Genomic DNA, 23,388 nt, shown 5'->3' with positions numbered 1-23,388 from the left:
TCCTCCGCTGCGCGCCCCGGCTTGGCGGTAGCGTGTCGGGCACAGCAGGCCCGCGCACCGCACCGCGCCGGGCCCGGACCGGGAGCGCCACACCATGACTGTGCCTTCCCGGGGGGAGACCCCCGGACGCCCTGTGCAGGACCGACTGACGCACATCGACGAGGCGGGCGCGGCCCGCATGGTCGACGTGTCCGGGAAGGACGTGACCGCGCGCACCGCCCGTGCCGCCGGCCGGGTCCTCGTCTCACCGCGCGTGGTCGAGTTGCTGCGCGGTGAGGGGATGCCCAAGGGGGACGCCCTCGCCACCGCCCGCATCGCGGGGATCATGGGCGCCAAGCGCACTCCGGATCTGATCCCGCTGTGCCACCCGTTGTCGGTGTCCGGTGTGAGACTGGACCTGTCGGTCGCGGACGACGCCGTGGAGATCCGGGCCACGGTGAAGACGACGGACCGCACGGGCGTCGAGATGGAGGCCCTCACCGCGGTGACGGTCGCCGCGCTCACCGTGATCGACATGGTCAAGGCGGTCGACAAGGGAGCGGTCATCACGGACGTACGGGTGGAGGAGAAGACGGGCGGCGCGTCGGGCGACTGGAGCCGGGCATGACCGGCGACGGCACGACCGGCGGGGCGCTGGGGGCACCGTACGCCGCGCTGGTCGTCACCGCGTCCAACCGGGCCGCCGCCGGAGTCTACGAGGACAAGGGCGGCCCGCTGGTCGTGCGGGGCCTGGAGGGCTTCGGCTTCGCCGTGGACGGGCCGCGGGTGGTGCCCGACGGCGATCCGGTCGAGGCGGAACTGCGGGCGGCCGTGGCAGCCGGCTACGACGTGGTCGTCACCACCGGCGGCACGGGCGTCTCGCCCACCGACCGCACCCCCGAGGCGACCCGCGCGGTCATCGACCACGAGGTGCCGGGCATCGCGGAGGCCGTGCGCGCGTACGGGCGGGACAAGGTGCCGACCGCCGCGCTGTCCCGGGGACTCGCGGGCGTGGCCGGCGGAACGCTGATCGTCAACCTGCCCGGGTCCACCGGGGGGGTGCGCGACGGCCTCGCCGTCCTGGAGCCCCTCCTCGTGCACGCCGTCGACCAGATCCGCGGCGGTGACCACCCCAGACCCGGCAGCGGTGGGGGTGCGAGCTGAACAGCCCTTCGTGGCCCGCCGTGCTGGCGGACGGCGAGGTCGTCCTCCGGCCGATAAAGCTGCGCGACCAGCGGATGTGGCGCGAGGTGAACCGGCGCAACCGCGACTGGCTGCGGCCCTGGGAGGCGACCATCCCGCCGCCCACGCCGAGCGGGCCGGTCGCGCACCGGCCGACCTACCGCCAGATGGTCCGGCACCTGCGGGCCGAGGCCGGCGCGGGCCGGATGCTGCCGTTCGTCATCGAGTACCAGGGGCGGCTCGTCGGACAGCTGACGGTCGCCGGGATCACCTGGGGATCGATGTGTTCCGGACACGTCGGTTACTGGGTGGACCAGGGGGTGGCCGGACGCGGGGTGATGCCGACGGCCGTCGCGCTGGCGGTGGACCACTGCTTCCGCACCGTCGGACTGCACCGCGTCGAGGTCTGCATTCGCCCCGAGAACCGGCCCAGCCGCCGGGTCGTGGAGAAACTCGGATTCCGCGAGGAGGGGATCCGGCCGCGTTATCTGCACATCGACGGGGCCTGGCGCGACCACCTCGTCTTCGCGCTCACCGCGGAAGAGGTGCCCGACGGGCTGCTCGCCCGCTGGCACCGGGCGCGCTCCCGCGAGGCCCGGCGCGCCGAGGGCCCGGCCGGTGCCCCGGGGAATCCCGCCGAGCGCCCGAGAAATTGAATATGTGTTCGAAATTGATCCGGTGTTGACCGTTCGTGCGGCACATAATTCGCGCCTGCGGCGGTCCGCTGATCGCATCGGTCCCAAAAAATGCTGGAAATATCAGCCGGATCGTGCGACACACCGGCCCAATTGGCGGATGGCCTCAGGCAAACCCCTCTACCGTGTGAGACGTGAGCAGCAGCGGCCTCATCTACGCAGTCATTGTCGGGGCCTGGGCCGCCTACTTGGTGCCGATGTGGCTCCGTAGGCAGGACGAGCTGAACGAGGCCCGTCCGACGGAACGCTTCAGCACCGCCATCCGGCTGCTGTCCGGACGGGCGGGGATGGAGCGCCGGTACGCCAGGGACCTGCGGGCGCGCTCCACCCAGGAGGGGGAGCCGGACGCCGGCGATCCGGACGCGGTCACCGACTCGGTGGACGTCCGGGCCTTCGCCATGCCTCCGACGCGCCGTCAGAGCGTCCCGGACGCCGAACCCGAGACACCCGGCACCGCCGAACCGGCACGCGACCAGGCCGCCGAACCGGCGGCCGGGCCGGGATCCGGTCACTCGCCCTGGGTCCCGCCCCAGCGGGAGCCGGCCGCCCGGCGCGAGCCCTCGGCACAGGCGGCCGAGGCACGCGCCCGGCGCTCGAAGGTGCTCGCGCGCCGACGGCGCACCACCGTGATGCTCTTCCTCGCCTTCACGCTCGGCGCGATCGTCGCCGCCGTCGGCGGGCTCGCCTTCCTGTGGGTGCCCGCCGTGCCGGCCGTGACCCTCAGCGGCTACATCGCCCACCTGCGCGCGCAGGAGCGCCGCCGGTTCGCCTACCAGATGGACCGCCGGCAGGCCGAGGCCGCCGCCCAGCGCCTGCGCGAGCGCCAGCCGCGCCGCCGGGCCCCGCTCGACGCCGGCCCCGGCGCGGACCAGCCGGCGGAGGGCCCGGACAGCGGCACGGACACCGGCCTGTCCGCGCTCGCCGCGGACCGCCGTGCCCTCGTCGAGCAGACCGACCACGCCGAGTGGGTCGACCAGCAGCGGGAGCGGCAGCGCAGGCCCGGACACGGGGACAGCTGGGACCCGGTGCCGGTGCCCCTGCCGACGTACGTCACCGCGCCGGTCGCTCCGCGCGCCACCTCCGACGTGGATCTGGCGGCGCCCGACACCTGGAGTTCGGCGCGCTCCAGCGCGGTCGCGCCGGAGCGCGAGGCGGGCCACCCGCCGCAGGGCGAGGCGGACGAGGCGGCCCCCGCGCCCGGGGAGAAGCCGGTGGCCGGCCGCAACGGCGCACGCCGTGCGGCCTCCGCGCGCCGAGCGCGGGAACGCGGCCGTACGCCTCTCTTCGACCAGTACGACGAGGGCGGACGCCCGCGTGCGGCCAACGAGTGACCCCGCCCGTCCGCACCCCTCCCGGCCCGCCCTGACCAGTCAGGGAGCGGATTTCCGGGCACCGCGATCGGGATGCTAGAGTTTCACTCGTTGCAAGGGCCTGTGGCGCAGTCCGGTAGCGCACCTCGTTCGCATCGAGGGGGCCAGGGGTTCGAATCCCCTCAGGTCCACGCACAACTGTCCCCGAGTCAGCTCGGGACGGTGAACGAAGATCCCGCCGATCATCACGATCGGCCGGGATCTTCGTCGTTTCGCGGGCACGGCGCCTGGCCGGGTCCGCGCCGCCGGGAAGCGGTGCGCGGGCGGGACCCGGCGTGTGCGTGGCTCACAGGCGCTTGGCGTAGCAGCGGCTGTCCTCGTAGTGGCGGTAGTAGCCGAACTTCACGCACGGCTCGTAGCCGCTGGAGGTGTACAGCGCGATCGCCTCGGGCTGCTTGGTGCCCGTCTCCAGGACCATGCGGAGCCGGCCGGCCGCGCGGGCGTCCTCCTCCAGGGCGGCGAGGATGCGGCGGGCCAGGCCGCGGCCCCGCATGTCCTCGACGACGTACATGCGCTTGAGCTCGGCGTCGCCGTCCTCGTTGCCCTCCTCGTTGCGGTCCTGGCCGCGCCAGCCGCCGGTGGCCACGGGGCGGTCGTGCTCGTCGTACGCGATCAGGTACAGGCCCCGGGGCGGGTCGAAGTCGGCGGGGTCGAGGGCGGTGGCGTCGCCTCCGTCGCCGTAGCGCAGGTGGTACTCGGCCTGGACCTCGTCGTTGAGCTTGGTGGCGTCGGGGTGATCGAACCGAACGCGACGTATATTCATTCTGGGTATCGTACTTCTATGCAGTGGGTGGCGGGGGGTGGCGCGGGTTGGGGTCGTGCGGACACCGACCAGTGTGCCGGTAGGGTGCCCGGGTGCTGACTGTGACCTCCGTGAACGTGAATGGACTGCGGGCCGCCGCGAGGAAGGGCTTCGTGGAGTGGCTCGCCGGGACCGAGGCGGACGTCGTCTGCCTCCAGGAGGTCCGCGCCGAGCCGCACCAGCTGCCCGAGGAGGTCCGCGGCCCCGACGGCTGGCACGTCACCCACGCCCCGGCCGCCGCGAAGGGCCGCGCGGGCGTCTCCCTCTACACGCGCCGCGAACCCGACCGGGTCCGGATCGGCTTCGGCTCGGCCGAGTTCGACGGCAGCGGGCGCTACGTCGAGGCCGATCTGCCCGGCGTCACCGTCGCCTCCCTCTACCTGCCCTCCGGCGAGGCCGGCACCGAGCGGCAGGACGAGAAGGTCCGCTTCATGGACGAGTTCCTCACCCACCTGAAGGACCTGCGCACGCGGGCCGCCGCCGACGGGCGCGAGGTGCTGGTCTGCGGCGACTGGAACATCGCCCATCGGCAGGCCGACCTGAGGAACTGGCGCGGCAACACCAAGAACTCCGGCTTCCTGCCCGAGGAGCGCGCCTGGCTCGGCCGGGTCCTGGAACCGGCGGACGGCGGCTACGTCGACATCGTCCGCGCCCTCCACCCGGACGCCGAGGGCCCGTACACGTGGTGGTCGTACCGCGGGCGGGCCTTCGACAACGACTCGGGATGGAGGATCGACTACCAGATCGCCACGCCGGGGCTCGCCGACCGGGCGATCAAGGGTTTCGTCGAGCGCGCGGCCACGCATGCCGAGCGGTGGTCGGACCACGCGCCGGTCACCGTCGTGTACGACCTGTAGCGGGCCTACGGGCGCCCCTGGCCGCGCTCGGCCACGCGGCGGTCCAGGGCCAGGGAGAGTTCCGCCTCCACGACGCTGCGGGCCAGGGGGCGCAGGCGGTTCAGGTCCTCCTCGGGGGCGTGGCGCAGGATCAGGTCGGTGAAGAGGGCGGCCAGGGTGTCGGCGTGTTCGCGGACGCGGGCGCCGGCCGCCAGGACCTCGGCGAGCGGAATGCCCTCGCGGACCAGGGCGGAGGAGACGTCGAGCAGGCGCCGGCTGATGTGGACGATCTCGTCGCCGTCGGTGCCGAGGTAGCCCAGGTCCATGGCGGCGGCGAGGTTGTCGGGGGTGACCTCGCCCTCGAAGCGGGCGGCGAGTTCCTCGGGGGTGAGGCGGACCGGTTCCTCCTCGCTGGGTGTGCCCACGCCGAGCAGGTCGGCGACGTCGCGTCCGTGGTCGAAGGCCTCGGCCAGCTCCGCGATGCCGGTCAGGGTGTGGCCGCGCTCCAGCAGGGCCGCGATGGTGCGCAGCCGGGCCAGGTGGTGGTCGTCGTACCAGGCGATGCGGCCCTCGCGGCGGGGTGCCGGCAGCAGTCTGCGCTCGCGGTAGAAGCGCAGGGTGCGCACGGTGATGCCGGCCAGCCGGGCCAGTTCCTCCGTGCGGTACTCGCGGGGCGCCGGGGGGTGGGCCGCCGGGGGGCCGGCCTCGAAGTGCTCTGCGTCCTCTGCCACGACCGCAGCCTATGGCGTACCGCCGGTAACTTCCTTGTCCTGCCCCCTACCGCTCGGTACGGAGCTGCTCTACAGTCCCATTGCGCCAGTGTTCACTGGCATGGTTCCTAGGTGACGCGTGGAGGTCTCGGGATGGCCGAGCACGAGCATGTACGGGTGGCGGTGATCGGGTCCGGCTTCGGCGGTCTCGGGGCCGCCGTACGGCTGCGCCGGGAAGGGATCACCGACTTCGTCGTCCTGGAACGGGCCGACAGCGTCGGTGGCACCTGGCGGGACAACAGCTACCCCGGGTGCGCCTGCGACGTGCCCTCCCACCTCTACTCCTTCTCCTTCGCGCCGCACCCCGACTGGCCGCGCACCTTCTCCGGGCAGCGGCACATCCGGGGCTACCTGGAGCACGTCACCGACCTGTTCGGACTGCGCCCGCACCTGCGCCTGGGCTCCGAGGTCACGCTGATGACCTGGGACACCGAGAAGCTGCGGTGGACCGTCGAGACCACGCGCGGCACGCTGACCGCCGACGTCGTCGTCTCCGCCACCGGGCCGCTGTCCGACCCGAAGATCCCCCGGATCCCGGGCCTGGAGTCCTTCCCCGGCGAGGTGTTCCACTCCGCCCGCTGGGACCACGACTACGACCTGCGCGGCAAGCGGGTCGCCATGGTCGGCACCGGCGCCTCCGCCATCCAGATCGTGCCCGCCATCCAGCCGCAGGTCGGCCGGCTCACCCTCTTCCAGCGCACCCCGCCGTGGGTGCTGCCCCGCGTCGACCGGGCCATCAGCGGCGCCGAGCGGTGGCTGCACCGGCGGCTGCCGGTCACCGCCCAGGTCCGGCGCGGCCTGCTGTGGGGCATCCGCGAGCTCCAGGTCCAGGCGTTCACCAAGCGCCCCGACGAACTCGGCGTGGTCGAACAGCTCGCCAAGCGCAACATGGCCCGCGCCGTCAAGGACCCGGCCCTGCGCGCCAGGCTCACGCCCGACTACCGCATCGGCTGCAAGCGGATCCTGCTCTCCAGCACGTACTACCCGGCGCTCGCCCGGCCCAATGTGGACGTGGTCGCCAGTGGGCTGAGCGAGGTCCGCGGGTCGACGGTCGTCGCGGCCGACGGCACCGAGGCCGAGGTCGACGCGATCATCTTCGGTACGGGTTTCCACGTCACGGACATGCCCATCGCCGAGCGCGTGGTCGGCGCCGACGGCATGACGCTCGCCGAGTCCTGGAAGGGCGGCATGCGGGCGCTGCGCGGCGCCGCGGCGGCCGGGTTCCCGAACTTCATGACGGTCATCGGGCCCAACACCGGCCTGGGGAACTCCTCCATGATCCTGATGATCGAGTCCCAGCTGAACTACCTGGCCGACTACCTGCGCCAGCTCCGCGTCCTGGGCGAGGGCACCGCCCTGGACGCCCGGCCCGGCGCCGTCGAGGCCTGGAACCAGCGGGTGCAGGAGCGCATGAAGCGGACCGTGTGGAGCACCGGCGGCTGCACCAGCTGGTACCAGGACGCGAGCGGCCGCAACACCACCATCTGGCCCGGTACGACGACCGAGTTCCGGCGCGCGACCCGGCGGGTGGACCTCGCGGAGTACGAGGTCGTGCGCGCCGCCGGGCGGTCCGCGCCGACGCAGGGCGACGGGACCCGGCAGAGCGAGGCCGCCGCATGACCCGGCGCACCCCGATCGCCTCCGTGACCTCCGGCCCGTACGCCCCGCCCACCCCCTCCCGCACCCTCACCGTCACGTCCGCCGACGGCGCGCGCCTGCACGTCGAGGTGCACGGCCCGCAGGGCGCGCCCCCGGTCGTCCTCTCTCACGGCTGGACCTGCTCGACGGCGTTCTGGGCGGCCCAGATACGGGACCTGGCGGCCGACCACCGGGTGATCGCCTACGACCAGCGGGGCCACGGGCGCAGTCCGTCGAGCCCCGCCTGCACCACCGACGCGCTGGCGGACGACCTGGAAGCGGTACTCGCGCAGACACTCGCCCCCGGGCAGAAGGCGGTGGTCGTCGGCCACTCCATGGGCGGCATGACGGTCATGGCCGCCGCCGGGCGCCCCCGCCTGCGCGAACACGCCGCCGCCGTCCTGCTGTGCAGCACGGGCAGTTCGCGGCTGATCGCCGAGTCGCTCGTGGTGCCGATGCGCGCCGGACGCGTGCGCACCTGGATCACCGGGCGCGTCCTCGGCTCGCGCGCACCCCTCGGACCGGTCACACCCCTCGCCCTGCGCGTCCTCAAGTACGGCACCATGGGCGCCGGTTCGGCCCGGCACATGGTGGAGGCGTGCGCGCGCATCGTGCACGGCTGCCCGCGTGCCGTACGCCACGCCTGGGCCGGGGTGCTGGGCACGCTCGACCTCGAACACGGCGTACGGGAGCTGCACGTGCCCACCGCCGTCCTGTTCGGCACGTCCGACCGGCTCACGCCCCCGGTGCACGCCCGTGCGCTGGTCGCCGCGCTGCCGCACTGCGTCGGCCTGACCGAGCTGCCCGGCATCGGCCACATGACCCCGGTCGAGGCGCCCGGGCCGGTGACCGGCCTCATCCGGGAACTGGCCGGTACGTACGTCACGGGGACCAACTCCCCGAAGTCCCCGGCAGGTTCCCCTGCCACACCCGTACAGCAGGTCAAGGAGGGCGCATGAGCAGGGTCAGCCTCGAAGGACAGGTCGCGGTCGTCACGGGAGCGGCGCGCGGCGTCGGTGAGCTGCTGGCGCGCAAGCTGTCCGCGCGCGGGGCGAAGGTCGCGCTGGTCGGGCTGGAGGAGGAGGTGCTCAAGGAGGTCTCCGGTCGGCTGCACAGCGAGAGCGCGCACTGGTACGCCGACGTCACCGACCACGAGGCGATGGGCCGGGTCGCGCGGGAGGTGAAGGAACGCTTCGGGAAGGTCGACATCGTGGTCGCCAACGCCGGTGTGGCGAACGGCGGTCCGTTCGCCGACTCCGATCCGCAGGCGTGGCGGCGGGTGATCGAGGTGAACCTGATCGGTTCAGCGGTGACCGCGCGGGCTTTCCTGCCGGTGCTGGCCGAGAGTCGCGGCTACCTGCTCCAGATCGCCTCGCTCGCCGCGATCACGCCGGCGCCGATGATGACGGCGTACTGCGCGTCCAAGTCGGGCGTGGAGGCGTACGCGCACAGTCTGCGCGCCGAGGTCGGATACCAGGGCGTGCGTGTCGGGGTCGCCTATCTGTCCTGGACCGACACCGACATGGTGCGCGGCGCCGACCAGGACGAGGTCATGCGGGAGCTGCGGCAGCGGCTGCCGTGGCCGTCGAACAAGACCTACCCGCTCGGCCCCGCGGTGGACCGGCTCGTCGCCGGGATCGAGCGGCGCTCGGCGCATGTGTACGGACAGTGGTGGCTGCGCGGCATGCAGGGTGTGCGCGGTTACCTCCCCGCGCTCATCGCCACGGTCGGGCAGCGCGAGATGAAGCGGTTCGCACCGCGTCTGCAGGGGATGCGCTCCGGGCTCGTCGGCGCGGGTGGGGCGGCCGACGAGACCGCTCGCGTCACGCACCGTAACTGATCGACATGCACTTCGTGTTCGCCCGTGTGAATCTGGTCGAGGCCCCACCGAGGGGTCGATTCCCCACCCACTACGGGAGTGAACCCACATGGGTATGAAGGACCAGTTCCAGGAGAAGTCGGGCCGGCGGCCGGAGCAGGCCGAGGAGAAGCTCGGCCAGGCCCGTGAGAAGGCCGGCCAGCGCGGACCGCAGGACCGCCAGGGCCGCCAGGGCCGTCAGGGCCGGCAGCCTGAGCGGACCAGCCCCGGCCACCGTGGCATCGAGGACACGGAGCATCAGGCGGAGGACCGCTTCGACCAGGACTACGACGCCTAGTCGAGGCTCCGGCCGGACCGGCGTGGGGTGCCCTTCTCCGCGAGGGGCGCCCCGCGCCGCTGTGCGGGGGACGGCCCGTCAGGAGGCGTTTCTGGGAGGCAGTTTCGGGCGGGACCGGTCCGGGACGTCGCGGTAGCCCGGTGGCGTCGCAGCGGGGGTGGCCGCCAGGAGGTCGAGGGCCAGCCGGACGGCGTCGGCCAGTTGGGCGTGGCGGCCCTCGGCCCAGTCCAGCGGGGTGCGCGTGATGTCCAGGTCCGGGGCGACGCCGTGGTTCTCGACGGACCAGCCGTAGGCGTCGAACCAGGCCGCGTTCATGGGGACGGTGATGACCGTGCCGTCGCCCAGCCGGTGCCGGCCGGTCATGCCGACGACCCCGCCCCAGGTGCGCTGGCCGACCACCGGGCCGAGTCCCAGCAACTTGAAGGCCGCCGTGATCATGTCGCCGTCGGACGAGGTCGCCTCGTCGGCCAGGGCCACCACCGGGCCGCGGGGGGCGTTGGAGGTGTACGACACCGGTTGCGCGTCCCGGGTCAGGTCCCAGCCCAGGATCGTACGGGTCAGTTTCTCGATGACGAGTTCGCTGATGTGCCCGCCCGCGTTGCCGCGCACGTCCACGATCAGCGCGGGCCGGGAGACCTCCAGGCGCAGGTCGCGGTTGAACTGGGCCCAGCCGGAACCGCCCATGTCGGGGATGTGCAGATAGCCGCACTTGCCGTCGCTCAGCTCCCGGACGACCTGGCGGCGTTTGGCCACCCAGTCCTGGTAGCGCAGCGGGCGTTCGTCGACGAGCGGGACGACGGCGACCCGCCGGGCCCGCCCGGGTTCGCCCTCGGCGGGGGTGAACGTCAGCTCCACGGTGGTACCGCCGGAGCCGGCGAGCAGCGGGTAGGGGCCGGTGACCGGGTCGACCGGCCGGCCGTCGACGTGGGTGAGGGCGGCGCCCTCCCGGATGCCCGTGCCGGCCAGCGGTGAGCGGGCCTTGGAGTCGGAGGAGTCGCCGGGCAGGACGCGTCTGAGCAGCCACCGGCCGTCGCGGCGGACGAGGTCGGCGCCGAGGAGGCCCTGCCGGCGCTGGTAGTGGGGCGGCCCCTCGTTGCGGCGGGCGGCGGTGACGTAGGCGTGGGAGGTGCCGAGTTCACCGAGGACCTCGCGGAGCAGGTCCGCGAACTCGTCGGGAGAGGCCACCCGTTCGACCAGGGGTCGGTACTGGGCGAGCACCGCGTCCCAGTCGATGCCGCACATGCCCGGGTCCCAGAAGTGGGCGCGGATCAGGCGTCCCGCCTCCTCGTAGGCCTGGCGCCATTCGGCGGGCGGGTCGGCCTGGTGCAGGATGCGGCGCGAGTCGATCCAGACGGTCGTGTCACTGTCGCCGGGCTCGGCCGACGGCACGGCCCGCAGGTCGCCCTCGTCGACGACGACCAGCCGGGTGCCGTCACCGCTGACCGCGAACCAGTCGAGGTGGCCGACGAGTTCGGACTTCTTCGCCTTGCCGATGCCGAAGTGTTCGAGGGTCGGGCGGCCGGTGGTGTCGTCCGGGCTGGCGAAGGTCTCGCCGAGCGCGCCGGAGATCGGCCAGCGCAGCCAGACCAGGCCGCCGCCGGCGACCGGGTACAGCGCGGAGTACTTGGAGGCGATCACCGGGAACGGTGTGACCCGGTTCTCCAGCCCCTCCACCTCGACGGTCACCGTGCCGGCCTCGCCGGTGTCCTCGTCGTCCACCAGCGGGTCGAGTCCGCCGGCGGCGGGGCGGCCCTCGGGGTTCAGGGCGAAGGGGGAGGGGGTCGCCGAGGAGAGCGGGACCAGGTACGGGCGGCAGCCGAGCGGGAAGGACAGGTCGCCGGTGTGGACGTCGTACACCGGGTCGAAGCCGCGCCAGGAGAGGAACGCGAGGTAGCGGCCGTCGCGGGTGAACACCGGGTTCTCGTCCTCGAAGCGGCCGTTGGTCACGTCCACGATGAGCCGGTCCTTGATCCGGGCCAGCTTGATCTGGCGCAGGGTGCGGCCGACGCCGGGGTGGGACCAGGCGAGCCAGGTGCCGTCGGGGGAGAAGGCGAGGTCCCGCACGGGACCGTTCCCGGACCGCACCAGCTCGCTCACCCGCCCACCCTGACCACCGGCCTCTGTGTCCGTCGTGTCCGTTCCTTCCTCCTCCGGCACGTCGATCAGCAGCAGCCGTCCGTCGTGCGAGGCGACGGCGAGCCGTTCGCCCCGCGGGTCGCAGACCAGCTCCCGGACGCGGCCCAGTGCGCCGGAGGCGAGCCGGCGCGGCGGGCGGTCGCCGGTGGCGCGGGGCAGGCGGGCGATCTCGACGGCGTCCTCGCCCTCGGCGTCGGTGACGTAGGCGACCTGCCCGGTGGAGCCCAGCATCTCCGGCAGCCGTACCCGGACGCCGGGGGTGTCGGTGAGGGTGCGGGCCGGGCCGTCGCGGTGGGTGAGCCAGTACAGGCTGCCGCGGACGACGACGGCGCTGGCCCGGCCGGTCTCGTCCACGGAGATGCCGTCGATGTCCTGCGCGGCCGGCACCTGGTGGCGGCGGCGGCCGGTGCGCGCTCCGGCGAGCCGGATGTCGAGCCTGCGCGGTACGCCGTCGGGGGAGAAGTCGTCCACCAGCCACAGGTCGCCCGCGCACTGGTAGACCACGCGGCTGCCGTCGCCGGCGGCGTGCCGGGCGTAGAAGGTGTCGTGGTCGGTGTGGCGGCGCAGGTCGGTGCCGTCGTAGGCGCAGGAGTAGAGGTTGCCGACGCCCTCGTGGTCGGAGAGGAAGGCGATCCGGCCGGCGACGAACACGGGGGAGGACAGATGGCCGCCGAGGTCCGGCAGGAGCCGCTGCCCGTGCAGCCACAGCCGGCCCATGGCGCCGCCGCGGTACCGCTTCCAGGCGGCCGGCTCGTGCGGCGGGGTACCGGTGAGCAGCAGCGTCCTGCGCTCACCGGCGAGGTCGGCGGCCTGGATGTCGGCGACCGGCCCCCAGGGCAGCCGTCCGCCCGGGTCGCCGTCGGCGGGGACCTTGTAGGCCCAGGTGAAGTGCGAGAAGGGCTGGCCGTGGGAGGCGACGGCCAGAATGTCCGTGGTGCCGTCCGGGTCGGGGGGCGTCCAGCCGCACACCTGGGTGTCGGCGCCGCCCCAGTACGTCAGCTGCTTCGCGGGCCCGCCGTCGACGGCGGCGAGGTGGATCTCGGGGGCGAGGCTGCGCCAGGTCGTGTACGCGATGTGCCGGCCGTCGGGCGAGAAGCGCGGGGGCCCGGTCCTGGTGCGGTCCACGGTGAGCCGCCAGGCGCGGCCCGGGGTGTCCAGGGGGGCCAGCCAGAGGTCGTCCTCGGCCACGAAACACAGCAGGTCGCCGCTGAGGTGGGGGCAGCGCAGATAGCTCACCTCCCCATGCTTTTCCGGTCCCACGGCACCAGCAACTCGTGGGCCCGCGCCGGGCGGCCCCTTACGGGCTCCTCACCTTCGTGACCGAGCACACGTACGAAACCGTTTCGTTTCGCACGCGTCCGGGGTATCTTCAGTCAGGTACGACGACGAAAGTTCCGGAAGCGGGGAAGGTGACAGGCATGACCGAAGCCGTGTCGACGGCGCGTCGCAGCCGGATCACCCCCGAGCGCGAGGCCGAACTGTACGAGGCCGTGCTCGACCTGCTCCGGGAGGTCGGCTACGACGCCCTCACCATGGACGCCGTGGCCGCCCGCACCCGGTCCAGCAAGGCCACGCTCTACCGCCAGTGGGGCGGCAAGGCCCAGCTGGTCGTCAAGGCACTGCGGCACGGCAAGCGGATCCACACGGAGGACGTCGACACCGGTTCCCTCCGCGGCGACCTGCACGCCGTCGTGGCGCTGGAGGACGACTGCACCATGGAGCGGAACTCCGCGCTGATGCGGGGCGTCGCCATGGCGATGCACCACAACGACGATCTGCGCGAGGCCTTCCGGGACCAGATGGTCGACCCGGAGATGGGCGGGTTCCAGCAGGTGCTGCAACGCGCGATCGACCGGGGCGAGGTCCGCCCGGACTGCCCGGCGATCGAGTTCCTGCTGCACATGATGGTCGGCGGCTTCGCCACCCGGGCCCTGCTGGACGACCAGCCGCCCACCCAGGCCTTCCTCACCTCGTACATCGACGCCGTGGTCCTCCCCGCCCTCGGCGTGCGTACCGACTGACACTCCCCACGAAACAGCCCCGAACAGCCTCCACCTGACGTCACCGCTCACGTCGTCGGGCTGATCACCCCTGCCCAGCTCAATCCACGACCTGACCGGGAGTACGCCTCCGTGGCCATGTTCCTCGCCAAACTCGGCCGGCTCGCCTTCCGGCGACGCCACTTCGTCGCCCTGATATGGGTCGCCCTGCTCACCCTCGCGGGGGTGGGCGCCGCCTCCGCGCCGGCGGCCGGCAACACCTCCTTCTCCATCCCCGGCACCGAGGCCCAGAAGGCCTTCGACCTGCTGGAACAGCGCTTCCCCGGCATGAGCGCCGACGGCGCCACCGCCCGGGTCGTCTTCAAGGCCGACCACGGCGGGAAGATGACGGACGCCGGCAACAAGGCGGCCGTCGAGAAGACCGTCAAGGAGCTGGGAAGCGGCTCCGAGGTCGCCTCCGTCGCCGACCCCTACCGCGGCCACACCGTCAGCAAGGACGGCACCGTCGCCTACGCCTCGGTGAAGTACAAGGTCTCCGGCATGGAGCTGGAGGACTCCTCCAGGGACGCCCTCAAGACCGCCGCCCAGCACGCGCGGGACGCCGGCCTGACCGTCGAGGTCGGCGGCGACGCGCTGAACACGACCCCCGAGACGGGCTCCAGCGAGGTCATCGGCATCGCGATCGCCGCCGTCGTCCTCGTCATCACCTTCGGCTCGCTGCTCGCCGCCGGGCTGCCCCTGCTGACCGCGCTGATCGGCGTCGGCATCGGCGTCTCCAGCATCACCGCGCTCGCCTCCACCCTGGACCTCGGCTCCACCACCTCCACCCTCGCCTCGATGATCGGCCTCGCCGTCGGCATCGACTACGCCCTGTTCATCGTCTCCCGCTACCGCGCCGAACTCGCCGAGGGCCGCGAACGCGAGGAGGCCGCGGGGCGCGCCGTCGGCACCGCCGGCTCCGCGGTGGTCTTCGCCGGCCTGACCGTCGTCATCGCCCTGGTCGGCCTGTCCGTCGTCAACATCCCGATGCTGACGAAGATGGGCGTCGCCGCGGCGGGCACCGTCGCCATCGCCGTCCTGATCGCCCTCACGCTGATCCCCGCGCTGCTCGGCTACGCCGGCCGCAAGGTGAAGCCGGCCGGTGAGAAGAGCCGGCTGCTCGGCGGCGGCCGCACCCCGAAGAATCCCGGCCGCCCCAACATGGGCACCCGCTGGGCCCGCTTCGTCGTCCGCCGGCCGATCGCCGTTCTCCTGCTCGGCGTCGTCGGCCTCGGCGCGGCGGCCGTCCCGGCCGCCTCCCTGGAGCTGGGCCTGCCCGACGACGGCTCCCAGCCCGTCTCCACCACCCAGCGCCGCGCCTACGACCTGCTCTCCGAGGGCTTCGGCCCCGGCTTCAACGGCCCCCTGATGGTCGTCGTCGACGCCAAGGGCAGCCCCGACCCCAAGGGCGCCTTCACCGAGGTCGGCAAGGAGATCAAGGGCCTGAAGGACGTCGTCACGGTCACCCCGGCCGCGCCCAACAAGGCGGGCGACACCGCGACCATCACCGTCGTCCCCAGGTCCAAGCCGTCCTCGGCGACCACCGAGGACCTCGTGCACGCCATCCGCGGCAAGGGCGCGGACATCGCGCACGACACCGGTTCCACGGTCCTCGTCACCGGCTCCACGGCGATGAACATCGACGTCTCGCAGAAGCTGAACGACGCCCTGCTTCCCTACCTCGCCCTCGTCGTCGGCCTGGCCTTCCTCCTGCTGATCGTGGTGTTCCGCTCGGTCCTGGTCCCGCTGAAGGCGGCCCTGGGCTTCCTGCTGTCGGTGCTCGCCGCCCTCGGCGCCGTCGTCGCCGTGTTCCAGTGGGGCTGGCTGTCCGGCCTGATGAACGTCGAGCAGACCGGACCGGTCATGTCGATGATGCCGATCTTCATGGTGGGCGTCGTCTTCGGCCTCGCCATGGACTACGAGGTGTTCCTCGTGACCCGCATGCGGGAGGCGTACGTCCACGGCGAGAGTCCCGGCCAGGCCGTGGTGACGGGCTTCCGGCACGGCGCGCGCGTCGTGACCGCCGCCGCCGTCATCATGATCGCCGTCTTCTCCGGCTTCATCGGCTCCAGCGAGGCGATGGTCAAGATGATCGGTTTCGGTCTGGCGATCGCCGTCTTGTTCGACGCGTTCATCGTCCGCATGGCCATCGTCCCGGCCGTCCTGGCCCTCCTCGGCCGGCGGGCCTGGTGGCTGCCGCGCTGGCTGGACCGCGCGCTGCCCAACGTGGACGTCGAGGGCGAGGCGCTGCGCGCCGCCGGCCCGGACGCGGAGAAGGAACTGGTACGCGCCTGACGCACCACGCGTGACCGGCCGGTGAGGGTGCCACCCCGTTTCCCACGGGGTGGCACCCTCACCGGTTTCCTTTTGCCCGCCTCTGTCCCGCGCGGAAGCACGTCCGCTCGGCATCCCCTTGCCGGCAGGGCCGCGCCTCCGCCTCAGGAATCTTTCGTATGATTCTGCGGTCAGTTGAGGGCGAGATGCCGACTTGGTGGGGGAAACGGCATGGGGGCACCAGGCACGAGCACGAGTGAGAACGGCGCTTCCGACCTGCGGGTGTCGTCCGACGGCCTGACCAAGCTCGCCGGCGACCTCGGCGAGATGCAGGACCACCTCGACAAACAGATCAAGCGCATGGACGAACTCGTCGACCGTATCGAGGCCGGCTGGCGGGGACCGGCGGCAACGGCCTACCGGGAGTTCCATCGTGCTGCCGCGGGCGACGCCGTACGTATCCGGGAAGTGGTGAAGGGCCTGGCGGAAGCCGTTCGTATGAGCCGTGACGGCTTCAGCGCCGACGATCTGCGTGTGCTCGAACAGATGCGTCGGATCCACGTGGATGTCGACAGCGAGGTCGACAAGCTCTCCACGCCGAATGCGGGAGCGGCCGACGGTCCGGCTCGCCCGCGCAGCAACCTGGACGGTCTCTGACGTTCGCAGCGCCACACGCCGGCCTCGTGAACCAGGTCACCGACTGCAAGGGGGAAAGCATGTCGTCCGGTACCGACGGCGACCACATCTCTGTCTCGTTCGCCACGCTGCATGAACTGGCCGTCGAGCTGGAGGACATCCTCAAACAGCTCAACGGCAAGCTGGACGACCTGTATGAACGCGTCGAACCGGTCGTCCTGTCCTGGAAGGGCGAAGCGCGCGAGGTCTTCGTCGAGAAGCTCGACGAGTGGGATCGCTCTGCGCAGGACCTTCAGGCGGCACAGAAGTGGCTGCACCAATACGTCATCACCGGTCACGCCAATTACGCGGCAGCGCACAAAGCGGTCCTGCGTGGCTGGGGAGCCGCCTGATGGCCGCCCCGGCGGCCCCCGGGCACGGGGAGATCGATGTGACGCCATCGATCCTCTACCAGGTCTCCTCGAACGTGGCGGGCCAACAGGACCCTCTCGACGGGGGCATCAAGGCGTTCGTCGACGAGTTGGTACGGTACCCCGACGGGGGCGGCAACGGCTCTGCCATGAAGGACTTCACCCAGGCCTACGTGAGAGTCGCCAATCGATTTCTCGAGGTGTGGGCCAAGGCCGTGGTGAGCGTCGGTGGCGCCGGCGTCGGATTCACCAGCACTGCCAACAACTACGCCGCGGCTGACGCCGCCACGCACCCTTCATCAACAGGCCATGCGCCCCAGCGCCCCCTTCCGCAGGTGATCGACACACCACCCAGGTACGGGCCGGTCACCGATTTCAAGTGGGCGGACTTCGACGACGGCCAAGACTTCGCGCAAAAGGCCCTGGAAGGGCTGGAGGTCGTAGTCCTCGCCATCCTGCGTCCTCTGCTGGAACACGAGTGCCGTTGGGGGAAGGCGGCGACGATCCTCCCCTTGCCCAATCACCTCCAGCTGTACAAGGTCTCCGAGACCTGGAGGATGCCGCAGACCACGCTCAGCATGGTGGACGGGATGCTGACCAGCTTCATCGGCGGCATCACCGACCAGTCCAACCAGGAGTGGTATGACGCCATGCGGCAGTTCTGCAGCACGCTGTGGGGCACGTCCGCCTGGGGGAAGACCCGAGACGGTTACGACTGGGCGAACGACGGTGCGCGCAAGAGGGGCACCAGCCACCCGGTCTTCGCCGTCCTGTTCGACACCTGTGATGCCATGGTCGATGCCGTGTACCACGTGGCCCAGGCGGCGGAAGACGTTCGTAACGACCTGCACCGGATCTATCGGCAGGCCGTGCTGGACAGCCTCAAGCAGCTCGATCCGCGAGAATTGGACGTCACGGACGCCAAGAGCCTGGTCAAGGGGCTGTGGCACGTGGGCAGGGGCCTGGTCGTGGACGTATCGGTCGGTATCGTCCTCAACATCGACGAAGACGCCATGAACGACGCCGTCGCCACCTACAACAACCGGGTCCATCGTCAGGTTCGAGGCATCAACGATCTGATGTCGGCGCTGGACGAGGCTTATACGAGTGCGCCGACGTTCCATGCAGAATCCGCCAGAGCCGAGGCATTCGGTGCGCGAGCTCTGACCGACTTCAAAGGAAACCCGCTGTACACCGTGCCTCGTGACAGCGAGGCCAACCATGCGTATCCCATCGACCTGGCGAATCAAGAGGGAATTCATGGCAGTCATGTCATCGATAAGCACGTAGGTAAGACCGATGAGCAGTTGGCGCAGCGACTCAGGGATCAGTCAACGATTCCCGCCGCTTCCAGCTTCACTGATCTCGCGGGAGCCCAGAAATACACGCAAGAAACGGTAGAATATGTGGGACCGTCGGCTAATTCGGGCCAGCGGAACGAAGGTGTCGACAATCGGGCAAAAATCAAGAGATGGCTCTCAAGGCCTCGCGCTGACAATTCTATTCTGAAGCTCGATCCGGTGGAGTTCGCTCACGTGACCGGGCGTACCCTTACGTCGGCGGACCCGAGGGCGGGTGCCGCACGGGATGCGCATTCCGTGGAGGTGGTACTCAAGTACAAGAACGGTCTGCACCCGCCCTATGTGGTCTACACGTCCATGCCGAGACTTCCGTGAGAACACCTGGGGAGGACCTGTGACGAACAGTAATACAGCTCTGCCGGTCTGTGCGCGGCAGCGCTTTGATGAACGTCACGCCTTCGTCGCTCTCGGGGTGCGCGGCGGCGCGGATTGGCGCGACACGGTGATGGAAGTGATCCAGGGGCATCCCGTACTCCGGCAGGTGGATCGCCAAGAGATGCGGGACAGCCTCTTGGAGGTTTCACCCGGCCAGGCCATGGAGCTAGCCGGGCTGATTTCGGTTGGATCTCTTCTCTATGGCCCTTGTGCATCCCTTCGCGCACCGGATGAGGAACGTGACGCCTGCCTGCGGGAACTACTGAGAGCGGTAGGGGATGGCGCACGTTTCTTCACCAACCACGGACATGCGGAAGACGGTGAGGAAGGTGACTTTTTGGCGTCGTCCTTTCACGCCAACGTGCTCGCCGGGACAACCATCGACATTTGCCTGGTCGGGGTGTCGGACGGCAACGTCCTGGTTCTCTGGCGTTTCGAGGATGACTAGGCGTTCGCAATCATGCGATCGCTGCCGTCACAGCCCCAGGAGAAGACCGAAGATGCGCACCCGTTCCGCGACCTACCCCGACCGCGAGACCGCCCAGTGGGCCACCCAGCAGGTCGTCACCGTCAATGAGCAGCTGATCCACCGCTGGCTCGCCCGGTCGACGCGCTCGCGCCTGACCATCGAGGCATCCTGGCCGTCCCGGCGCGAGCCGGTCGGACGCGTCCTGCTCCAGGCGATGATGCTGGCCGGGCGGGAGCCCGTCGATGTCCGGGCCGCCCGCGTCACTCTGAAGCGGGATGCCTCCCTCCCACACGGCTTCGCCGTTCACGCCACCTTTCCCATCTATCTGTAGCGATCGCAGAGGCTGACCCCCGTGCCCCTGAGCCCCCTCGAACACGACCGCCGCTATGGCGAACTCGACCAAGTCATGCGCGCCTACCTCGGACATCCGGCGGACGACACCCCGGACAGGCCCGGCGCAGCCCTGACCGCGTACCTCCGGCAGACCTGGCACAGCCGACCGTGGGCTCTGGCCATCGCCGAGCGACAGCTGCGTGACTACGCGGAGAATCCGCCGGGGCGGTTGCGGTTGCGACTCGGGGAGTTCTACGCCATCCCCGACACAGGCCTTGCCGAGGGCGAGATCCAACAGTGGCTCCTCTGCCTCGCCGACCACATCAAGCGCAGCGTCGAGGCGGGCGAGGTCCCACCGCCGGCGATCCCCGCCACCCACTGGGAGTGGCAAGCCCGTTTCCCCGAACTGGGCCAGTTCCTCGGCGGCTGGTTCTCGCAGGACATGCCCGACGAGTTCACCGACCACGCCTTTGCCGTCGAGGACTACCGGGTGTCGACAGACCCGCATCTCGTCGCCCGACTGATCGGAGAACTGCACGAACTCCTCGCACTCGATCTCGACGAGTCCGGCTACGCCGTCGCTGTCGCCGAGCTGGGCATGGAGGTCGACCCCCCGGCCCCCTACTCAACGGACGCCTGGCTCGCGCTTGTCGCCGACCTGCTCATCGGGCCGGGACCGGGCTGATGGTGCACGCCGGGTAGGGGGACGCGCGGCGTCGATATGACGGGGCGGGGTTCTCGGGCGCACCCTGGGAGGAGTGGTTCTCGGAGGTGGTCCTCATGATGCACACCACTGTGGGATGGCACGTCGAGCTGGAGTTCCTGGAGGACGACCAGCACACGCGCGCGGCGGCCATGGTGCGCCTGCCCGACGGCAGCGAGGTACGGGCGCACGGCCGCGCCAGCCGGCACCGCGTGGACGCGAACCAGCCCCGGGTCGGCGAGGAGGTCGCCGGTGCCCGGGCACTGAACGAACTGGCCATGCTGCTGCTGGCCAAGGCGCACGAGGAGATCGACGCGGACTCCGGCCGGACCTCGCACCCGATCAACGTCTGACCGGCGCCCCGCGCGTCAGTCCAGCGCCGTGCGTACGGCCCCGACCAGCGCCTGCGCCCTCGGGTCCGCCGTCACGCTCTTGCGGAAGCCGTTGGTGACGTAGCCGAAGGCGATGCCGGTGTCCGGGTCGGCGAACGCGAGGGCGCCGCCCCGGCCCGGGTGGCCGAAGGAGCCGGGGGAGAGCAGCGGGGACGCGGCGCCGTGCAGCATGTAGCCGAGACCGAAGCGGGTGTTGACCACCAGGACCCGGTCCGCCCCGGCCGACTGCTCGGTGCGGGCCAGTTCCGTCGTCTCCGGCGCGAACAGGCGGGTGCCGCCGTCCACCTCGCCGATCAGCGAGGCGTAGAAGCGGGCCAGTCCGTCGGCGGTGGCGATGCCGTTGGAGGCGGGCAGGGCGGCGGCGCGGTAGGCGGGGTCGTTCTCGTCGGGCAGGGGGGTGATCGCGGCGAACGCGCGGCGGGTGAGCGAGCCGGGGTCGGCGTAGGCCTCGGCCACCGCCCGCTTGGGGCGCGTCCTGAGCCCGCCGGGTGCCGGGGGCGCCTCCAGCGGGCCGACGCGGCCGACGCGCGCCCGCTCCCGCTCCGGCAGGCCCAGCCACAGGTCCGCGCCGACGGGCCGGGCGATCTCGTCGGCGATCCACTCGCCCACGGGACGGCCGGTGACCCGGCGGATCAGTTCGCCGGTGAGCCAGCTGTAGGTCTGGGCGTGGTAGCCGTGGTCCGTGCCCGGCTCCCACACCGGGGCCTGAGCGGCGACGGCCGCGGCGCCGACGCCGGGGTCGGCGGCTTCGGCGGGGGTCAGCGGGCGGTCCAGCACGGGCACGCCCGCGCGGTGGGCGAGCAGGTGCCTCACCCGCGTGTGCTCCTTGCCGGCCGCCTTGTACTCCGGCCAGTACGTGCCGACCGGGGCGTCCAGGTCCAGCTCGCCGCGCTGGTGCAGGAGCAGCAGCGCGGCGGCGGCGACGCCCTTGGTGGCGGAGCGCACGATCTGCGCGGTGCCGTCCTCCCAGGGTGCCGCGCCGGCCGGGGCGTCGACGTCCCGGTCGCCGGTCCACAGGTGGACGACCCGGTGCCCGTCGCGGTAGACGGTGACGGCCGCGCCGCGCTCGCCGAGCCGCGCGAAGTTCGCGGCGAACGCCTCCCCGACCGGCTCGAAGCCCTCGGCCACAGTGCCGTGCACGTCCACGCCCGCCGTCCCTTCCCTCGCCTGCGACGCTGGGTGCAACATCGACCGCGGACCTGCGATTCCTCGGTGGCGGGGCGGCGGACGTGAGGTGTCTCTCAGCCCGCCCGTCGAGGCCCGCCCGCCGGAGCCCGGCCGTCTAGGCCTGGCCGTCGAGGCCCGCCCGTCAGAGCCGGGCCGTCACGCGCCCGTCGCCACGCCCTTCGGGTCGAACCCGAAGGGCAGTTCCAGCCGGTGCGCCCGCATCAGCGTGTCGTCGGAGAGCAGCTCGCCGGTCGGGCCGTCCGCCACGATCACGCCGTCGCTGAGGATCAGGGAGCGCGGGCACAGCTCCAGCGCGTACGGCAGGTCGTGGGTGACCATCAGCACCGTGACGTCCAGGGAGCGCAGGATGTCGGCGAGTTCACGGCGGGAGGCCGGGTCGAGGTTGGAGGACGGCTCGTCCAGGACCAGGATCTCCGGTTCCATGGCGAGCACGGTGGCCACCGCGACGCGACGGCGCTGGCCGAAGGAGAGGTGGTGCGGGGGCCGGTCGGCGAAGTCGCCCATGCCGACCTGTTCCAGCGCGGTGCGCACCCGCTCCTCCAGGGCGGCCCCCTTCACCCCGGCGGCGGCCGGCCCGAACGCGACGTCCTCCCGCACGGTCGGCATGAACAGCTGGTCGTCCGGGTCCTGGAAGACGATGCCGACCTTCTGCCGGATCGCGGCCATGTGCCGCTTGCCGACGGGCAGCCCGGCCACGGTCACCGTGCCGGTGCCGCCGCCGAGGATGCCGTTGAGATGCAGCACCAGCGTGGTCTTGCCGGCGCCGTTCGGGCCGAGGAGCGCGACCCGTTCGCCGCGGGAGAGGGAGAAGTCCACGCCGAAGAGGGCCTGGTGCCCGTCGGGGTAGGCGAAGGCGAGGCCGGAGACCTCCAGAGAAGCAGTCACAGTACCCATCCCAGCAGACAGACGACGAGGGCGGCGCAGGGGAGGGTGAGGGCGTGCCGCCACTGTGCGCGGGACGCGGTCACCTCGTCGATGACCGGCATCGCGCCGGCGTACCCCCGGCTCACCATGGCCAGGTGGACCCGCTCCCCGCGCTCGTAGGAGCGGATGAACAGCGCACCGGCGGACTTGGCGAGCACGCCCCAGTGCCGCACGCCCCTCGCCTCGAAGCCGCGCGACTCCCGGGCGATCCGCATCCGGCGCATCTCGTCGGTGATGACGTCGCCGTAGCGGATCATGAAGGACGCGATCTGCACGAGCAGCGGCGGCAGCCTCAGCCGCTGGAGCCCGAGCAGCAGTTCCCGCAGTTCGGTGGTGGCGGCCAGCAGCACGGAGGCGGCGACGCCGAGGGTGCCCTTGGCGAGCACGTTCCAGGCCCCCCACAGCCCGTTGACGCTGAGCGAGAGCCCCAGGACGTGCACCCGTTCGCCCTCCGCGACGAACGGCATGAGCACCGCGAACGCGACGAACGGCACCTCGATCAGCAGCCGGCCGAGCAGGAAACGGGCGGGCACGCGCGCGTGGTGTGCGACGGCGGCGAGCAGCACGGCGTACCCGGCGAACGCCCACATCGCCTCGCGCGGGGTCGACACGACGACCACCACGAACAGGAACGTGGCGGCGAGCTTGGTGTGCGGCGGCAGGGCGTGCACGGGCGAGTGCCCGTGCCGGTAGAGCCTGTGTGCGTGTCCGGCGCCCACG

At 71.7% G+C, this 23,388-nt stretch carries 24 protein-coding genes and 1 tRNA gene; 19 read left to right on the top strand and 6 right to left on the bottom strand.

Annotated elements, in window-relative coordinates:
• Window positions 1-94 precede the first annotated feature (94 nt).
• From moaC to ACGFT1_RS21700, 5 genes are all read left to right on the top strand, one after another.
• Window positions 95-607 (top strand): cyclic pyranopterin monophosphate synthase MoaC, encoded by a 513-nt coding sequence (gene moaC / locus ACGFT1_RS21720; protein WP_373910588.1) that lies wholly within the window; start codon window positions 95-97, stop codon window positions 605-607.
• Window positions 604-1,143, top strand: a complete 540-nt coding sequence (locus ACGFT1_RS21715; protein ID WP_373910587.1) for a molybdenum cofactor biosynthesis protein B — start codon at window positions 604-606, stop codon at window positions 1,141-1,143. The genes moaC and ACGFT1_RS21715 overlap by 4 nt, the downstream gene beginning before the upstream one ends.
• A gap of 20 nt (window positions 1,144-1,163) precedes the next feature.
• Complete coding sequence (locus ACGFT1_RS21710) at window positions 1,164-1,817, top strand: GNAT family N-acetyltransferase (RefSeq protein WP_373910586.1); 654 nt, start codon at window positions 1,164-1,166, stop codon at window positions 1,815-1,817.
• A gap of 173 nt (window positions 1,818-1,990) precedes the next feature.
• Window positions 1,991-3,187, top strand: a complete 1,197-nt coding sequence (gene glpR, locus ACGFT1_RS21705) for a gephyrin-like molybdotransferase receptor GlpR (RefSeq protein WP_373910585.1) — start codon at window positions 1,991-1,993, stop codon at window positions 3,185-3,187.
• 96 nt (window positions 3,188-3,283) lie between these two features.
• A tRNA-Ala gene (locus ACGFT1_RS21700) sits at window positions 3,284-3,357 on the top strand.
• A 155-nt stretch (window positions 3,358-3,512) separates the two neighbouring features.
• On the opposite strand, the gene ACGFT1_RS21695 is transcribed toward ACGFT1_RS21700, so the two are convergent.
• A complete protein-coding gene (locus ACGFT1_RS21695; RefSeq protein ID WP_356817653.1) occupies window positions 3,513-3,989 on the bottom strand; it encodes a GNAT family N-acetyltransferase in 477 nt (158 codons plus the stop codon).
• 92 nt (window positions 3,990-4,081) lie between these two features.
• Between ACGFT1_RS21695 and ACGFT1_RS21690 the strand changes: the two genes are divergently transcribed.
• Window positions 4,082-4,885: an exodeoxyribonuclease III gene (locus ACGFT1_RS21690; RefSeq protein ID WP_373910584.1), complete on the top strand. Its 804-nt coding sequence runs from the start codon at window positions 4,082-4,084 to the stop codon at window positions 4,883-4,885.
• A gap of 5 nt (window positions 4,886-4,890) precedes the next feature.
• On the opposite strand, the gene ACGFT1_RS21685 is transcribed toward ACGFT1_RS21690, so the two are convergent.
• Window positions 4,891-5,595, bottom strand: coding sequence for a MerR family transcriptional regulator (locus ACGFT1_RS21685; RefSeq protein ID WP_373910583.1), 705 nt, complete (start codon window positions 5,593-5,595; stop codon window positions 4,891-4,893).
• Window positions 5,596-5,727: 132 nt separating this feature from the next.
• Here ACGFT1_RS21685 and ACGFT1_RS21680 point away from each other — a divergent pair, with 132 nt between their 5' ends.
• The 4 genes from ACGFT1_RS21680 to ACGFT1_RS21665 all read left to right on the top strand — a co-directional run bounded on the left by ACGFT1_RS21680 (window position 5,728) and on the right by ACGFT1_RS21665 (window position 9,428).
• Window positions 5,728-7,254 carry a flavin-containing monooxygenase gene (locus ACGFT1_RS21680; protein ID WP_373910582.1) on the top strand — a complete coding sequence of 509 codons (1,527 nt, stop codon included), beginning with the start codon at window positions 5,728-5,730 and terminating at the stop codon, window positions 7,252-7,254.
• A complete protein-coding gene (locus tag ACGFT1_RS21675) occupies window positions 7,251-8,231 on the top strand; it encodes an alpha/beta fold hydrolase (protein WP_373910581.1) in 981 nt (326 codons plus the stop codon). The genes ACGFT1_RS21680 and ACGFT1_RS21675 overlap by 4 nt, the downstream gene beginning before the upstream one ends.
• Window positions 8,228-9,112, top strand: coding sequence for an SDR family oxidoreductase (locus ACGFT1_RS21670; protein ID WP_373910580.1), 885 nt, complete (start codon window positions 8,228-8,230; stop codon window positions 9,110-9,112). Before ACGFT1_RS21675 ends, ACGFT1_RS21670 begins: the two co-directional genes overlap by 4 nt.
• Window positions 9,113-9,200: 88 nt before the next feature.
• Complete coding sequence (locus ACGFT1_RS21665) at window positions 9,201-9,428, top strand: hypothetical protein (protein ID WP_373910579.1); 228 nt, start codon at window positions 9,201-9,203, stop codon at window positions 9,426-9,428.
• Window positions 9,429-9,506: 78 nt separating this feature from the next.
• Here the strand turns inward: ACGFT1_RS21665 and ACGFT1_RS21660 are convergent, their stop codons facing one another.
• Entirely contained in the window at window positions 9,507-12,800 is a 3,294-nt protein-coding gene (locus ACGFT1_RS21660; protein ID WP_373910578.1) for a S41 family peptidase, read from the bottom strand.
• Window positions 12,801-12,982: 182 nt separating this feature from the next.
• On the opposite strand from ACGFT1_RS21660, the gene ACGFT1_RS21655 reads away from it, so the two are divergent.
• The 9 genes from ACGFT1_RS21655 to ACGFT1_RS21615 all read left to right on the top strand — a co-directional run bounded on the left by ACGFT1_RS21655 (window position 12,983) and on the right by ACGFT1_RS21615 (window position 20,517).
• On the top strand, window positions 12,983-13,585 hold the full coding sequence (locus ACGFT1_RS21655; RefSeq protein ID WP_373910577.1) for a TetR/AcrR family transcriptional regulator: 603 nt from the start codon (window positions 12,983-12,985) through the stop codon (window positions 13,583-13,585).
• 111 nt (window positions 13,586-13,696) lie between these two features.
• Window positions 13,697-15,898 (top strand): MMPL family transporter, encoded by a 2,202-nt coding sequence (locus tag ACGFT1_RS21650; protein ID WP_373910576.1) that lies wholly within the window; start codon window positions 13,697-13,699, stop codon window positions 15,896-15,898.
• Between the two features lie 210 nt (window positions 15,899-16,108).
• Window positions 16,109-16,534, top strand: a complete 426-nt coding sequence (locus ACGFT1_RS21645; RefSeq protein WP_373910575.1) for a WXG100 family type VII secretion target — start codon at window positions 16,109-16,111, stop codon at window positions 16,532-16,534.
• Between the two features lie 59 nt (window positions 16,535-16,593).
• A complete protein-coding gene (locus tag ACGFT1_RS21640) occupies window positions 16,594-16,905 on the top strand; it encodes a WXG100 family type VII secretion target (protein ID WP_373910749.1) in 312 nt (103 codons plus the stop codon).
• Window positions 16,905-18,599, top strand: coding sequence for an RNase A-like domain-containing protein (locus tag ACGFT1_RS21635; RefSeq protein WP_373910574.1), 1,695 nt, complete (start codon window positions 16,905-16,907; stop codon window positions 18,597-18,599). Before ACGFT1_RS21640 ends, ACGFT1_RS21635 begins: the two co-directional genes overlap by 1 nt.
• Window positions 18,600-18,618: 19 nt before the next feature.
• On the top strand, window positions 18,619-19,107 hold the full coding sequence (locus ACGFT1_RS21630) for a hypothetical protein (protein WP_373910573.1): 489 nt from the start codon (window positions 18,619-18,621) through the stop codon (window positions 19,105-19,107).
• A gap of 52 nt (window positions 19,108-19,159) precedes the next feature.
• The gene (locus ACGFT1_RS21625; RefSeq protein ID WP_373910572.1) at window positions 19,160-19,459 is read left to right on the top strand and encodes an RNase A-like domain-containing protein; all 300 of its coding nucleotides are present in this window, start codon (window positions 19,160-19,162) and stop codon (window positions 19,457-19,459) included.
• A gap of 21 nt (window positions 19,460-19,480) precedes the next feature.
• A complete protein-coding gene (locus ACGFT1_RS21620) occupies window positions 19,481-20,146 on the top strand; it encodes a contact-dependent growth inhibition system immunity protein (protein ID WP_373910571.1) in 666 nt (221 codons plus the stop codon).
• Window positions 20,147-20,241: 95 nt separating this feature from the next.
• A complete protein-coding gene (locus ACGFT1_RS21615) occupies window positions 20,242-20,517 on the top strand; it encodes a DUF1876 domain-containing protein (RefSeq protein WP_373910570.1) in 276 nt (91 codons plus the stop codon).
• 15 nt (window positions 20,518-20,532) lie between these two features.
• Here the strand turns inward: ACGFT1_RS21615 and ACGFT1_RS21610 are convergent, their stop codons facing one another.
• The 3 genes from ACGFT1_RS21610 to cbiQ form a co-directional block, all read right to left on the bottom strand.
• Complete coding sequence (locus tag ACGFT1_RS21610; protein WP_373910569.1) at window positions 20,533-21,702, bottom strand: serine hydrolase domain-containing protein; 1,170 nt, start codon at window positions 21,700-21,702, stop codon at window positions 20,533-20,535.
• 177 nt (window positions 21,703-21,879) lie between these two features.
• Window positions 21,880-22,638, bottom strand: a complete 759-nt coding sequence (locus tag ACGFT1_RS21605) for an energy-coupling factor ABC transporter ATP-binding protein (protein WP_373910568.1) — start codon at window positions 22,636-22,638, stop codon at window positions 21,880-21,882.
• Window positions 22,626-23,387: a cobalt ECF transporter T component CbiQ gene (gene cbiQ / locus ACGFT1_RS21600; RefSeq protein ID WP_361986955.1), complete on the bottom strand. Its 762-nt coding sequence runs from the start codon at window positions 23,385-23,387 to the stop codon at window positions 22,626-22,628. Before cbiQ ends, ACGFT1_RS21605 begins: the two co-directional genes overlap by 13 nt.
• Window position 23,388 lies beyond the last annotated feature (1 nt).

The sequence above is a fragment of the Streptomyces sp. Y20 genome (genome assembly GCF_043195475.1).
GTDB lineage: Bacteria > Actinomycetota > Actinomycetes > Streptomycetales > Streptomycetaceae > Streptomyces.
This window is presented reverse-complemented; position numbering and strand designations above follow the sequence as displayed.